At 71.5% G+C, this 12,983-nt stretch carries 11 protein-coding genes; 5 read left to right on the forward strand and 6 right to left on the reverse strand.

What is annotated here, in order from left to right:
• Positions 1–3 precede the first annotated feature (3 nt).
• Together AB0B02_RS14900 and AB0B02_RS14905 are read left to right on the forward strand one after the other, a co-directional pair.
• A complete protein-coding gene (locus AB0B02_RS14900) occupies positions 4–1,239 on the forward strand; it encodes a glycosyltransferase family 4 protein (RefSeq protein WP_357300555.1) in 1,236 nt (411 codons plus the stop codon).
• Positions 1,236–2,489 carry a glycosyltransferase gene (locus AB0B02_RS14905; RefSeq protein ID WP_281939389.1) on the forward strand — a complete coding sequence of 418 codons (1,254 nt, stop codon included), beginning with the start codon at positions 1,236–1,238 and terminating at the stop codon, positions 2,487–2,489. Before AB0B02_RS14900 ends, AB0B02_RS14905 begins: the two co-directional genes overlap by 4 nt.
• Here the strand turns inward: AB0B02_RS14905 and AB0B02_RS14910 are convergent.
• Positions 2,421–4,013, reverse strand: coding sequence for an oligosaccharide flippase family protein (locus AB0B02_RS14910; protein WP_357300558.1), 1,593 nt, complete (start codon positions 4,011–4,013; stop codon positions 2,421–2,423). The genes AB0B02_RS14905 and AB0B02_RS14910 overlap by 69 nt on opposite strands.
• A 70-nt stretch (positions 4,014–4,083) precedes the next feature.
• On the opposite strand from AB0B02_RS14910, the gene AB0B02_RS14915 reads away from it, so the two are divergent.
• Positions 4,084–5,283, forward strand: coding sequence for a glycosyltransferase (locus AB0B02_RS14915; RefSeq protein ID WP_357300561.1), 1,200 nt, complete (start codon positions 4,084–4,086; stop codon positions 5,281–5,283).
• Here AB0B02_RS14915 and AB0B02_RS14920 read toward each other — a convergent pair.
• The 3 genes from AB0B02_RS14920 to AB0B02_RS14930 are packed head-to-tail and all read right to left on the reverse strand — an operon-like array spanning position 5,232 to position 7,937.
• Complete coding sequence (locus AB0B02_RS14920) at positions 5,232–6,242, reverse strand: NAD-dependent epimerase/dehydratase family protein (protein ID WP_281939384.1); 1,011 nt, start codon at positions 6,240–6,242, stop codon at positions 5,232–5,234. The two genes, AB0B02_RS14915 and AB0B02_RS14920, sit on opposite strands and share 52 nt — an antisense overlap.
• A 33-nt stretch (positions 6,243–6,275) precedes the next feature.
• Entirely contained in the window at positions 6,276–7,214 is a 939-nt protein-coding gene (locus AB0B02_RS14925; protein WP_357300564.1) for an NAD-dependent epimerase/dehydratase family protein, read from the reverse strand.
• Between the two features lie 21 nt (positions 7,215–7,235).
• Positions 7,236–7,937, reverse strand: coding sequence for a sugar transferase (locus tag AB0B02_RS14930; RefSeq protein ID WP_281939380.1), 702 nt, complete (start codon positions 7,935–7,937; stop codon positions 7,236–7,238).
• A 378-nt stretch (positions 7,938–8,315) separates the two neighbouring features.
• On the opposite strand from AB0B02_RS14930, the gene AB0B02_RS14935 reads away from it, so the two are divergent.
• Both AB0B02_RS14935 and AB0B02_RS14940 read left to right on the forward strand, forming a co-directional pair.
• Positions 8,316–9,041, forward strand: a complete 726-nt coding sequence (locus AB0B02_RS14935; protein ID WP_281939378.1) for a class I SAM-dependent methyltransferase — start codon at positions 8,316–8,318, stop codon at positions 9,039–9,041.
• Between the two features lie 122 nt (positions 9,042–9,163).
• Complete coding sequence (locus AB0B02_RS14940) at positions 9,164–10,030, forward strand: NAD(+)/NADH kinase (RefSeq protein ID WP_281942594.1); 867 nt, start codon at positions 9,164–9,166, stop codon at positions 10,028–10,030.
• Between the two features lie 3 nt (positions 10,031–10,033).
• On the opposite strand, the gene pgm is transcribed toward AB0B02_RS14940, so the two are convergent.
• Together pgm and glgC are read right to left on the reverse strand one after the other, a co-directional pair.
• Positions 10,034–11,677 carry a phosphoglucomutase (alpha-D-glucose-1,6-bisphosphate-dependent) gene (gene pgm / locus AB0B02_RS14945; RefSeq protein WP_281939376.1) on the reverse strand — a complete coding sequence of 548 codons (1,644 nt, stop codon included), beginning with the start codon at positions 11,675–11,677 and terminating at the stop codon, positions 10,034–10,036.
• 33 nt (positions 11,678–11,710) lie between these two features.
• Complete coding sequence (glgC, locus tag AB0B02_RS14950; RefSeq protein WP_281939374.1) at positions 11,711–12,943, reverse strand: glucose-1-phosphate adenylyltransferase; 1,233 nt, start codon at positions 12,941–12,943, stop codon at positions 11,711–11,713.
• Between the last annotated feature and the right edge of the window lie 40 nt (positions 12,944–12,983).

The raw sequence follows: 12,983 nt of genomic DNA on the forward strand, positions 1-12,983 counted from the left end.
GCCATGAGGGGTCTGCGCATCGCCATCATCGTCAAGACCAATGTGGGCGGCGCCTGGGTCGCCACGCAGGCAGCGACCCTGCGCGACCGTGGGCACGAGCCCATCGTCGTCCTTCCGGCCGGCCCCGGTCGACTCACCGAACGCCTGCACGAGATCGGCGTACGGACCGTGCCGTCCCCGTTCAGCTTCCGCTTCCGTCCGACCCCCGCCACGGTGCGCCAACTGTGGCAGCTCCGCCGGCTCCTGCGTGAGCTGCGGCCCGACGTGGTGAACCATCACCTGTACGCCGCCGCCCTCGCCGCCCGGATCGCCTCCCTGGGGCTCGGGTTCTGCCGGGTGCACACGGTGGTCGGCCCGTTGTTCCTCGAGTCGCCCGTGATCCGCGCGGTGGAACGGGTGCTCTGCCGCCTGGACCATCTCGTGATCTGCGGCACCGCCTACACCTCTCGACTCTACGGAGAGCTCGGCCTGTCGAGCGAGCGCCGCCCCGCGGTGACGGTGGGGGTCGACATCTCCCGCTACCGGCCCCCGTCACACCGGGACCGGGAGCGGGCAAAGGCCCGGGCCGACCTCGGCCTGCCGCTGTCGGGCTTCGTGGTCATCATGGTCGCCTTCGTCTATCCACCACGGTGGTTGGGCACGAGTCGGCGGGGCATCAAGGGCCACGACGTGCTGCTGGAGGCATGGCGGTCGTTCCGGGCCCGCCGGCCCGACGCGCACCTCCTGCTGGTCGGCGGCGGCACCAACCGGATCGGGGTGGCGCATCGGGACGAGCTGATCCGGCGGTTCGACGTCACCGCCGATCCGAGCGTGACGTGGCTGAACTCGGTCGAGGACGTGCGCCCGGCCTACCGAGCGGCGAACCTCAGCGTCAGCCCGTCCCTGTCCGAGGGGCACGGGGCCCCGGTGGAGGCCAGCGCCATGTCGGTGCCGAGTGTGGTCAGCGATGCGGGTGGACTGCCGGAGACCGTGGACCGGCGGTCCGGCTGGGTGGTGCCACGAGACGACGTCGACGCACTGGCCGAAGGCCTGGAGGTGGCGTACCGCGAGTACGCGGCCGGGCGGCTGGACACCCGTGGCGACCATGCCCGCCGATACGCCGAGCAGCATTTCGACAGGCAGCGGGCGGAACACCGGATGGTCGACCTCATTGAGGAGGCCGTCGAGCGACATGCGACCGATCGCCCGCGACGCCCGGTAGCCGGCACTCGACGTTCTTCCTTGGAGACCGCCGAGTGAGGGTCGTGGTCACCACGGAGAGCAGGCTCATCCGGACCCCGGACGGCAGTGTGTGGACGTCCACGACCGCCGACCACCGCTTCTGGCGACGCTACCTCAGCGCCTTCGACCAGGTCCGTGTCGTGGCCCGGGTCCGGGACCAGCGGGAGCCTCCGGCCGACCTACGACGGGTCGACGGCGAGGGCGTCGAGGTCCACGCGGTGCCCTACTACCTCGGTCCCTGGCAGTATCTCCGTCGACGTCACCTGGTACGCCGCGCCGTCGGTGCCGCCGCCACCGCGGACGACGCCGTGATCCTCCGGGTCCCGTCCGTCCTCGGAACGCTGCTGTGCTCGGCCCGCGTCCGGCAGGGACTGCCGTTCGCCGTGGAGGTCGTGGGTGATCCCTGGGACGTCTTCGCCAAGGGCGTCATCCGGCATCCCCTCCGCCCGCTGTTGCGGAGCCGGGCAACAAGGCGGCTGCGGCGGGAGTGCCGCGCCGCGGCAGCCGTGTCGTACGTGACGGAGTCGCACCTCCAGGCCCGGTATCCCGGCGCGCCGGGCGTGCCGACCGTCGCCGTGTCCAGCATCGATCTGCCGGCCGAGGCATTCGTGGCTCGTCCTCGACGGTTCGCCAGGCAGGTCGGTGTCGTACCCACCATCGTCGCGGTGGGCACGCTCGAGCAGATGTACAAGGGGGTCGACACGCTCGTCCTCGCGGTGGCGCAGCTCGCCGCCCGGGGGGTGCGGGTGCGACTCGTGCACCTCGGTGACGGTCAGTACCGGAACCGGCTGCATCGTCTGATCACCGAGCACGGCGTGGCCGACCGGGTGACGCTCGCCGGATGGGTTGCCCCCGGCACCCCGCTCCGGGAACAGCTCGACCGCGCGGACCTGTTCGTGATGCCGTCGCGGACGGAAGGGTTGCCGCGCGCGCTGATCGAGGCCATGGCACGCGCCCTGCCGGCCATCGGCACGCGGGTCGGTGGCATCCCCGAACTCCTGCCCGCGGCTGACACGGTGCTTCCGGGGGACCCTTCGGCCCTGGCCACGGCCATTGCCCTGATGCTCGACGATCCCGCTCGCATGGATGCGGCCTCGGCACGGAACCTGGCCCGGGCCCGTCAGTTCTCCCGGGAGACCCTGGAGCCTCGACGCAACGGCTTCTACCAGATGGTGCGGGACGCGATGGCCCGGCCGTCCTCAGGCGCGGATCCGTCCCCGCCGATGCTGCGGGCCGACGTGACGGGTCCCACCAGGATTCAGACCTGACCGTCGGCCGGCACCCGGAGCCCTCTCCCCGGGGCGGATCGAGAGCGACCGGATCAGCATCACGACCTTGATCAGGGTCTCGACGCCGAGGGCGACCACCACCGTCCACGCGGCGCCGACGAGGCCGTACGCCGGAACCAGCAGGACGCTGACGGCCATGTTGAGCCCCAGCATCGCGACACTCGCCGTCAGTTGGTTGCCGAATCGTCGGGCGGCGAGCAACGCGGTGTTGATGAAGAACAGCGTCCCGCTGAACGCAACCGCGACGGTGAGGACGACGAGGACACCGGTGTAGCCGGCATACTCGGCTCCGTACAGCAACCTCAGCGCCGGCCCACCGACCACCGCGGCAACGAGACAGGCGCAGGCGCCGAGAACCAGGCAGGCGAGAACCAGCCGCCCGGTCAGCGCCGCCAGCCGGCGGTGGTGACCGCCCTGGTGGAGCTGAGCCATCCGGGGCAGCACCGTCTGCGAGACCGCCGAGAAGAACGTGTTGGCGGCCAGCACCACGTAGCTGAGCGCCGCGAAGATGCCGAGTGCGGCGGTACCCTGCTGCCGCTCCAGAATATATCGGGGAATGTTTGTGGTGAACGAGTTGAGCCCCACGGACAGCCCCACCGGAAAGGCGATCACCAGCAGCAGCCGAGAGTGTCGCCATGCCTTTCCGCCGGTGCCCGGCACCGAGGGTCCGGTCAGTCGACGGGCCGCCCGGCGGGAGTAGGCGATCGACCCGATGGTCGACCCGATGACCGAGCCGAGCGTCGCCCACGCCGCATTGCCGGTGAGTAGCAGCAGGCCTCCCATCAACAGCAGCGTGAGAACGCTGTTGACCATCATCGCGACACTGATCGTTCGAATGAGCAGCCGCCGCTGGAAGAACCCGAAGTAGATCTCACCGATCCCGTCGATCGCCTTGGCGAGCCCGACGAGCATGATGATCACGCCGTCGGCGGACCCTCGCACACCGGCGATGAGGGTCAGCGGCACGAGCCCGACCAGCGCCGCGACGACACCCAGCCGCAGGTAGTCGTCGAAGTCGAAGCGCCCCTGCGTCTCGGTGACCAGGACGGTACGCAGGCCGAGGCCGGCCACCAGCATCACCGGCGCGCTGACCGCGAGGCCGAACGCGTACTGCCCCACCATGTGCGGGGTGCCGAAGCGGGCGAGCAACGTGATGACCGCCCACTGGGCCACCGACGCCACGGCCAGGCCGAGCATGGCCCAGAGCACCTTGCCCGGGTCAGCTATCCGGGCTCCGTCGGCCCGCCGAGCGGCGCGGTCCCGCCGCGTGGCCGCCTCCGCGGCGGCGTGCGCGCCGACATAGCCCCGGTTCACGGCCTTCCTGGCAGTCCGACGAACGAGAACACCGAATTCCCCCTTGAGCCCCCGAATTGGAATGTCGGCCACGCCCAGCCTGCCGCACCGTCCGGTGCAACGATCTTGTCGCGTGGAAAGTGACGGGCAGAACCGCAGGAATCGTCGAGGTGCACGGATATCTGTCCTGTTTCGAGGACGCGACAGCAAGCGTCTGACTATTCTGATAGAACGCTGATGCACCCGGGGTAAGCCTGTCCGACTCTCGACGGGAGAACTGATGTCCAAAGTCGTCGTCACGTCGGAGCACCGGCTGCTGCGAACGCCCGACGGCCGCACCTGGATCGAGGCCGGACCCGACCATTCGATCTGGTCCCGTTATCTGGCCGCCTTCGACGAGGTTCGGCTGTTGTCCCGGGTACGCCATGTCGACGCCGCGCCGTCCGACGCCGGCCGGGTGGACGGACCTGGCGTCGAGGTGTGGGCGGTTCCGTACTACGAGGGTCCGGCACAGTTCGCCCGGCACAACGTGGCGATCCGGCAGTCGATCGCCCGGGCGGTGGTGGACGCCGACTCGGTCATCCTCCGGGTGCCCTCACCGATCGCCACGATCGCCAGCGGTCGGTTGCGACGGCGGGGTCGGCCATACGCCGTCGAGGTCATCGGGGATCCCTACGACCTGTTCGCCCCCGGCGGGGTGCAGCACCCGGCGCGGCCCGCCCTGCGCTACTGGGCCACCACCACCATGCAGCAGCAGTGCCGCTCTGCCGCCGCCGTCTCCTACGAGACCGAGCACGTGCTCCAACGACGGTATCCGGCCGCCGCCGGCGCGCCCTCGGTCAGCATCTCGTCGGTGGACCTGCCCACGGAGGCGTACGTCGACGAACCGCGGGTGCACACCGCGGCCCTGCCGGCGGCCCGGCTGCTCTCCGTCGGCTCGCTCGACCAGATGTACAAGGGCGTCGACACGCTGATCGACGCGCTCGTCGAGCTGAACCGCACCGGCGAACGGCACGAACTGACCCATGTCGGCGTGGGGCGGTTCGCCGACCGGCTGCGCCGGTACGCCGACGAACGAGGAGTGGCCGGGCAGGTCACGTTCGCCGGTTGGGTGTCCTCCCCCACGGCCCTGCGCGAGGTGCTGGACCGGGCGGACGTGTTCGTGATGCCGTCGCGCACCGAGGGGCTGCCCCGGGCGTTGATCGAGGCGATGGCGCGGGGCCTGCCGGCGATCGGCTCGACCGCCGGGGGCATCCCGGAGCTGCTGGCCGAGGACGTCCTGGTCCGGCCGGACGACCCGGCGGCGCTGGCGGAGCGCATCCGGACGCTGGTGGCCGATCCGGCGCGGCTGACCGAGGCGTCGCGGCGGAACCTGCGGCGCGCCCAGGACTACCGCGCCGACGTGCTCGACACCCGCCGGTCCGACTTCTACCGCACGGTACGCGCGCTGAGCGAGCCGCTGGGGGCCACCTCGCCGTGAACCCGGGCGGTGAGCGGGCCGAGCCGGGACCGCAGCCAGTCCACCGTGTGGCGCAGGCCGTCGGCGAAGGGCGCCGGGCGGATGCCGGGGAACAGCTCTCGCAGCAGCAGGTTGTCGGCCTGGGAGTGCCGCACGTCCCCGGGCCGGGGCGGCTCGTGCCGGACGGTGAGCGGCCGGTCCACGAGCAGGCGGAGTTCGTCCAGCACGGTGCGCAGGTCAGTGCGGGTGCCGAAGGCGAGGTTCACCGGCTGCGGGTGCGCGACCCGACGGAGCACCGCGTCGATCAGCACCTGGCAGACGGTCTCCACGTAGGTGAAGTCCCGGGACTGGCCGCCGTCTCCGTGCACGGTGAGCGGCTCACCGACGAGTGCCGCGTACGCGAACCGGGGGATCACCGCGGCGTAGGCGTGGTCGTGACGTTGGCCGGGGCCGTAGATGTTGAAGAAGCGGAAGGCCAGGGCCGGCAGGCCGAAGCTGGACTGGAACGCCAACGCGTACGCCTCGGTGGCGAGCTTGCTGGCGCTGTACGGGCTCAGCGGTCGGGTCCAGTCCGTCTCGCTCTTGGGCAGCGCCGGATTGCTGCCGTACACCGACGACGAGGAGGCGACGATCACGTGGCCCACCTCGGCGTGCCGGGCGGCGTCGAGGACCGCGAGCGTGCCGGTGGCGTTGGCGGCGTGCGAGGCCATCGGGTCGCGCAGCGAGCGCGGCACGCTCGGCAGGGCGGCCAGGTGCACGACGGCGTCCCGGTCGACCATCGCCCGGTGGAGCGCCGACGGGTCGAGGATCGAGCCGCGGATCACCTCCACGTCGCAACCGTCCAGGTTGCTCTCCAGGCCGACGGAGAAGTCGTCGATCACCCGGATGTCGGCGAACGCACCCCGGGCCAGGGCGGCCCGGACGAGGTTGCTTCCGACGAAGCCACCGCCGCCGGTGACCAGTACGCGGGTCGCACTCAACAATGTCCTCTTTCGTCGAGGTGGAAGTCGGTGTCAGGAGTTGACCGACTCGAACGCGAGGGTGTCGTTCGGCGCGGCCGGGGCACCCAGCCGGCCGGCCCACAGCCCGGCCAGGGAGTCGGCCAGCGAGTGCCGGGGAGACCACCCCAGCGCGTCGGCGGCCCGGCTGATGTCGGCGCGGGTCCAGGGCACCGCCGCGGACCGCTCGGCGGCCGGTGATCGCAGCCCGTCGACGATGTGCCCGGTGAACCCGGCCTGGCGGGCGAGCATCTCGACGGCCTCCCGGACGGCAACCGCCCGGCCGCTGCCCACGTTGAAGACGGGCGCCGGCAGACGATCGGCCCGCAGCGCCGCCAGCACCGCCCCCGCCACGTCGCGGACGTCGACGAAATCGCGGTGTGCGTCGCTGAGCCCCAGCTCGATCTGGCCGGCTCCGCTGGCCGACGCGGCTTTCAGCAGGTCGGCGGCCCGCCCCAGCACGGTGCCGTGGGGCGAACCCGGTCCGACGGGGTTGAAGACCCGCAGCACCACGGCGTCGACCTGGGGACGACCGGCGGCCAGCCGCACCAGGTCGGTCGCGGCGAGCTGACTGATTCCGTACTCGCTCACCGGGTGGGCCGGATCCGTCTCGGCCGCGTCGCCGCCGTACGGGATGATCCCGTACTCGGCCGCCGAGCCGATCCGGACCAGCCGGGTCCGCGGCGAGACCGCCTCGACCCCCTCGATCAGCTTGGCGGTGACCAGCGTGTGCGCCTCGATGAACTGGGCGGCGGTGCCGACGATCCGCCCGGCGCAGTTGACCACCGCGTCGGGTCGTACCCGTCGCAGGAACGCGATCAGGTCCGCCCCGTCCAGCGCGACGAGGTCGCATTCCCGCCGGCTCGGCGCGACGACCGTGAAGTGCTCCGCGAGGACGACCCGGACCGCACGGCCGATGAAGCCGGACGCGCCGAAGAGCAGGATCCTGACCATGGGGCTCCCGTCGTGTCGAGATCAGCCGGACGAACGTGCCGATGTCGCCGCCGGGGACGAGCGACGGTCACTGGCGTCACGCTCGCTCGGGGTGCCCATGAACTCGTGCCAGGTGACGGTGCCGGGTGCCGAGATGCCCTCCCGACGCAGCACCACCTTGACGGTCTCGGCGAGGATCCGCAGGTCCAGGGCGAGGGACCGCCGGTCGACGTACTCCAGGTCGTACTCGAACTTCTTCTCCCAGCTCAACGCGTTGCGCCCGCGCACCTGCGCGAGACCGGTCAGACCGGGGCGGACCTCGTGGCGGCGGGCTTGTTCCGGGGTGTACCGCTCCAGGTAGCTGACCAGGTGCGGGCGGGGGCCCACCAGGCTCATCTCGCCGCGGAGCACGTTCCACAGCTCCGGCAGCTCGTCCAGGCTGCTGGCGCGGAGCCAGGCCCCGAGCCGGGTCAGCCGGTCGGCGTCGGTGACCAGGCCACGGCGGGGATCCAACGGCAGCATGGTGCGGAACTTGACGACGTCGAACAACGCGCCGTCCCGGCCCGGCCGGGTGTGCCGAAACAGCACCGGACGCCCGTGCGTCGCCAGGATCACGCCCGCCACCAGCAGCATGAGCGGGGCCGCGAGGACGAGCAGGACGACGGCCAACGCGACGTCCATCACCCGCTTGACCGTGTCGTACGGGCGGGACCGCCACTCCGGGGGGCGGGCGTGTGCAGTCATCGGCCGCGTCGGCGGCTGATCCCGCAGCGACCCACCGTCACCTGGCACGTGGACTCTCCTTGTCGTCTCCTGCGATGCACACCGTGGACATTCTGGGTGATTGAACGCCACCAAGTGGGGCAAAGCGGGAGTTTTGGTCCCCGAGAACGCTCATCCGTTCCCACCCGACCCACCACCTAACGACCACCGCGGCAGGAGGTCACGTCCGGCGGCGCGAGCGACCGAGGCGGCGCAACCGCGCTAAAGGGACAAATCATCCGGTCGCCCATCACCGGACCGGACGACGGCCGTTGGTAGGAGGACAGGAGCGGGTCGAACGCCGCCCGCAGGTCGGATGGTGATCCACGCCCCGCATCGCGATCACCCGGAAGGAGCACGATGAGCGCGCGCACCCTCGCCAGGACCGTCACCAAGGCCGTCCGACGCCCCGTGCGTACCACCCGGGTCCTGCTGGACCGCCGGGCCTGGGCCGGCCTGGCCTGGTTCGTCCGCGACGCCCGGTCCTGGCAACCAGCGGACGCCGACCAGCTCGTGACCAGTCGCCGCTACCGCTCGTACAAGTCGTACGTGGCACACCAACGCAGCAAGCTCGCGCTGCTGGACCTGTCGGAGTACGACCGGAGGTTCCGCGCCGCGTTGGCCGCGAGGCTGGCCGGGGAGGACTGGACGGGCCGATCGGTGCTCTGCCTCGCCGCCCGGCTCGGCACCGAGGTCAAGGCGTTCCACGACGTGGGCGCCTTCGCCGTCGGCATCGACCTGAACCCCGGCGAGGAGAACCCGTGGGTGCTGCACGGCGACTTCCACCATCTGGTCTTCCCCAACCGGTGCGTCGACGCCGTCTACTGCAATGCCCTGGACCACGCGCTCGACCTGGACCGCACGGTCGACGAGATCCAGCGGGTGCTCCGGCCCGACGGTCGGTTGATCGTGGACGCGCAGCAGGGCGTCGCCGACGCGGCCTTCGACGCGTGGGCCGCCACCGCCTGGAAAGAGACCGACGACCTGGTGAAGGCGATCGAGGCCCGCGGCATGACGCTCCTGGACCGCCACGGCATCACCGAGCCCTGGCCCGGTGAGCAGCTCGTCTTCGTCACCTCCCACTGAGCCGCGCGGTCGCGGCCGTACACCCGGCGGGCCGCCCGCCGGTGTGGTGAGCTGTATCGGTGGCGGGGTATGTGTTCGGGCTGGTGCTGCACCCGACTCGGGACGTCTCCGAGGTGGTGGAGATGATCGTGGGTTGGGCCACCCGGCACGGCAAGACGCTTGCCGTACGCGCCGAGGACCGGCACCGCGTGCCGCCCTCGGTGGCGGCGGTGGCCGCCCACGCGCTGGCCGCGCAGAGCGACGCGCTGATCAGCATCGGCGGGGACGGCACCATGCTCGGCGCGTTGCGGCTGGCCGTACGGGACCCGAAGCCGGTGCTCGGGGTGCACCTGGGCCGGGTCGGTTTCCTGGTCGAGGTGCAGCCGCCCGATCTGCCCCGGGCGCTGGAACGGCTGGTGGCGCACGACTTCACCATCGAGTCGCACGCCTGCCTGGCCTGTGACGTGTGCGGCGACGACGTGGTGGCGTTCAACGACATCGCGCTGGTCCGGCAGCCGGGGGCCGGCTTCGTCACCGCCACGCTCGCGGTGGACGGCCAGCGGTACGGCTACTACCGGTGCGACGCGATCGTGGTGAGCACGCCGACCGGCTCGACCGCGTACAGCTACGCCGCCGGCGGCCCGCTGGTCTCGCCGGCCACGGAGGCGCTGGTGGTGACGCCGTCGGCGCCGATGGCCGGGATCTCCCGGTCGGTGCTGCTCTCCCCGCACGAGAGCGTCCATCTGGAGCTGCGCCCGGACTCGGCGCCGGTGGCGGTGGAGATGGACGGGCTGCTGATCCGCGAGGCGGCGACCGGCGGGTCGGTGCACGTCCGGTACGTCCGCGACGCCGGCCGGGTGGTCCGCCTCGACCCGCGCCGCTACCAGGAACGCAACCAGCTCAAGCTGAGCCTGCTGGACCTGCCGCTGCTGCCCGACCAGCTCCGCGAGCTGCTGCCGGACGGGCTGCGGGAGCAGCTCAACCGCCGTGAGCTGCCCCCGGACCGCTGACCGTCAGGCCGTGCCGAGCACGCCGTCGACGAGTGACTTCGCCTCGTCCTGGATGCGGGCCAGGTGCTCCGGCCCCTGGAACGACTCGGCATAGATCTTGTAGACGTCCTCGGTGCCCGACGGCCGGGCCGCGAACCAGCCCGACTCGGTGGTCACCTTCAGCCCGCCGATCGACGCGCCGTTGCCCGGGGCGCTGGTGAGCGTGGCGGTGATCGGCTCGCCGGCCAGTTCGGTGGCGGTCACCTGCTCCGGCGAGAGCTTGCCGAGGACGGCCTTCTGCTCCCGGCTGGCCGGGGCGTCGATCCGGGCGTAGGCGGGCGCGCCGAACCGCTCGGCCAGCTCGGCCCAGTGTTCGCTGGGCGTGCGCCCGGTCACCGCGATGATCTCGGCGGCCAGCAGGCAGAGCAGGATGCCGTCCTTGTCGGTGGTCCAGGTGCTGCCGTCGCGGCGCAGGAAGGACGCGCCGGCGCTCTCCTCGCCGCCGAAGCCGACCGTGCCGTCGAGCAGGCCGGGCACGAACCACTTGAAGCCGACCGGCACCTCCAGCAGCGGCCGGCCCAGGTCGGCCGCGACCCGGTCGATCATCGAGGAGGAGACGAGCGTCTTGCCCACCGCCGCGGCCGGGCTCCACCGCTCCCGGGTACGGAACAGGTGGCCGATCGCCACCGCCAGGTAGTGGTTGGGGTTCATCAGCCCGCCGTCGGGCGTGACGATGCCGTGGCGGTCGGCGTCGGCGTCGTTGCCGGTGGAGACCGCGAAGCGGTCCCGGGCGGCGATCAGCGAGGCCATCGCGTTCGGCGAGGAGCAGTCCATCCGGATCTTGCCGTCGCCGTCGAGCGTCATGAACCGCCAGGTCGGGTCCACCTCGGGGTTGATCACCGTGAGGTCGAGGCGGTGCCGCTCGGCGATCGCCCCCCAGTACGCGACGCTCGCCCCGCCCATCGGGTCGGCCCCGACGCGCACCCCGGCGTCCCGGATCGCGTCGATGTCCAGCACTGCGGGCAGGTCGTCGACGTACCGGGCGAGGAAGTCGTACTCCCCGGTGGTGTCGGCGGCGCGGGCCCGCGCGTACGGGATGCGCTTCACCTCCTTGAGCCCGGCGGCGAGGATGGCGTTCGCGCGGTCCTGGATCCACTTCGTGACGTCGGTGTCGGCCGGCCCGCCGTTGGTGGGGTTGTACTTGAACCCGCCGTCGGACGGCGGGTTGTGCGACGGCGTGATCACGATGCCGTCGGCGAGCCCGCCGGTGCGGCCCCGGTTGTGGGTGAGGATGGCGTGCGACGCCGCCGGGGTCGGGGTGTAGCCGTCCCGGCTGTCGCGCAGCACGGTGACGTCGTTCGCGGCCAGCACCTCCAGCGCGTCGGCCTCGGCCGGCGCGGAGAGCGCGTGGGTGTCCCGGGCCAGGAACAGCGGCCCGTCCACGCCGTGCTCCCGCCGGTAGTCGCAGAGCGCCTGGGTCACGGCGAGGATGTGGTCGGAGTTGAACGCGTTGCGCAGGCTCGACCCGCGGTGCCCGGACGTGCCGAAGGAGACCTGCTGCGCCGGGTCGTCCGGGTCCGGGTGCTCGGCGTAGTAGGCGGTGACCAGCCGGGGCACGTCGACCAGGTCGGCGGGCTCGGCGGGCTGCCCGGCACGGGGGTGGGCCACTGCGGGATCCTCCTCGGGTTGGATGGGGGCCGGTCAGGGCTCGACGCGCTGGCCCTTGCCGATGACGACGATGCCGTTGTCGGAGACGGTGTAGCGCTGGCGGTCCTTCTCCAGGTCGACGCCGATCTCGGCGCCCTCCGGAACGTAGACGTTCTTGTCCAGGATCGCGCGGCGGACGACCGCGTGCCGGCCGATCTCGACGCCCTCCATCAGCACCGCGCCGTCGACGTGCGCCCAGGAGTGCACCTTGACCTTCGGCGAGACGACCGAGTTCTCCACCAGCGAGCCGGAGATCACCGCGCCGGGCGAGACCATCGAGCCGACCGCCCGGCCGACCCGCTCGCCCCACTGGTGGACGAACTTGGCCGGCGGGTACGGCGGCTGTTCGGTGTAGATCGGCCAGTCGAAGTTGTAGAGGTTGAACACCGGGTGCACGTTGATCAGATCCATGTGCGCGTCGTAGAACGAGTCGAGCGTCCCCACGTCGCGCCAGTAGCCGCGGTCCCGGTCGGTGCTGCCCGGCACCTCGTTGTCCTTGAAGTCGTAGACGTTGGCCTCGCCGCGCTCGACCAGCATCGGGATGATGCTGCCGCCCATGTCGTGCTTGCTCGTCTTGTCCTCCGCGTCGCGCTCGACCGCCTCGCAGAGCGCGCCCGTGGAGAACACGTAGTTGCCCATCGAGGCGTAGATCTGGTCGGGCGCGTCGGGCAGCCCCACCGCGTCGGTGGGCTTCTCCCGGAACGCCCGGATCCGCTTGCCGTCCTCGCCGACCTCGATCACGCCGAACTGGTCGGCCATGCTCAGCGGCTGGCGGATGCCGGCCACCGTCACCCCGGCGCCGGAGGCGATGTGGTCCTCCACCATCTGCCGGGGGTCCATCCGGTAGATGTGGTCGGCGCCGAAGACGATCACGTAGTCGGGCTGCTCGTCGTTGATCAGGTTGAAGCTCTGGTAGATCGCGTCGGCCGAGCCGGCGAACCACCACGGGCCGCGGCGTTGCTGCGCCGGCACCGGCGTGACGTAGTTGCCGAGCAGCGTCGACATCCGCCAGGTCTTGGTGATGTGACGGTCCAGGGAGTGGGACTTGTACTGGGTCAGCACGACGATCTTGAGAAAGCCGGCGTTCGCCAGGTTGGAGAGGACGAAGTCGACCATGCGGTACATCCCGCCGAAGGGGACGGCCGGCTTCGCCCGGTCGGTGGTCAGGGGCATCAGGCGCTTGCCCTCCCCGCCGGCCAGGACGATCGCGAGCACCTTGGCAGCCATGGTCAGACGCTATCCACCCGGGCGCGACTTCACCACTCGG

It is taken from the genome of Micromonospora sp. NPDC049240, from assembly GCF_040647835.1.
Taxonomy (GTDB): Bacteria; Actinomycetota; Actinomycetes; order Mycobacteriales; family Micromonosporaceae; genus Micromonospora.

Excerpts from the sequence above, each read along its gene's own strand:
- AB0B02_RS14900 (WP_357300555.1), top strand. The coding sequence starts at position 4 with ATGAGGGGTCTGCGCATCGCCATCATCGTCAAGACCAATGTGGGCGGC.
- AB0B02_RS14915 (WP_357300561.1), top strand. The coding sequence starts at position 4,084 with ATGTCCAAAGTCGTCGTCACGTCGGAGCACCGGCTGCTGCGAACGCCC.
- AB0B02_RS14925 (WP_357300564.1), bottom strand. The coding sequence starts at position 7,214 with ATGGTCAGGATCCTGCTCTTCGGCGCGTCCGGCTTCATCGGCCGTGCG.
- AB0B02_RS14930 (WP_281939380.1), bottom strand. The coding sequence starts at position 7,937 with ATGACTGCACACGCCCGCCCCCCGGAGTGGCGGTCCCGCCCGTACGAC.
- AB0B02_RS14935 (WP_281939378.1), top strand. The coding sequence starts at position 8,316 with ATGAGCGCGCGCACCCTCGCCAGGACCGTCACCAAGGCCGTCCGACGC.
- AB0B02_RS14940 (WP_281942594.1), top strand. The coding sequence starts at position 9,164 with ATGATCGTGGGTTGGGCCACCCGGCACGGCAAGACGCTTGCCGTACGC.
- glgC (WP_281939374.1), bottom strand. The coding sequence starts at position 12,943 with ATGGCTGCCAAGGTGCTCGCGATCGTCCTGGCCGGCGGGGAGGGCAAG.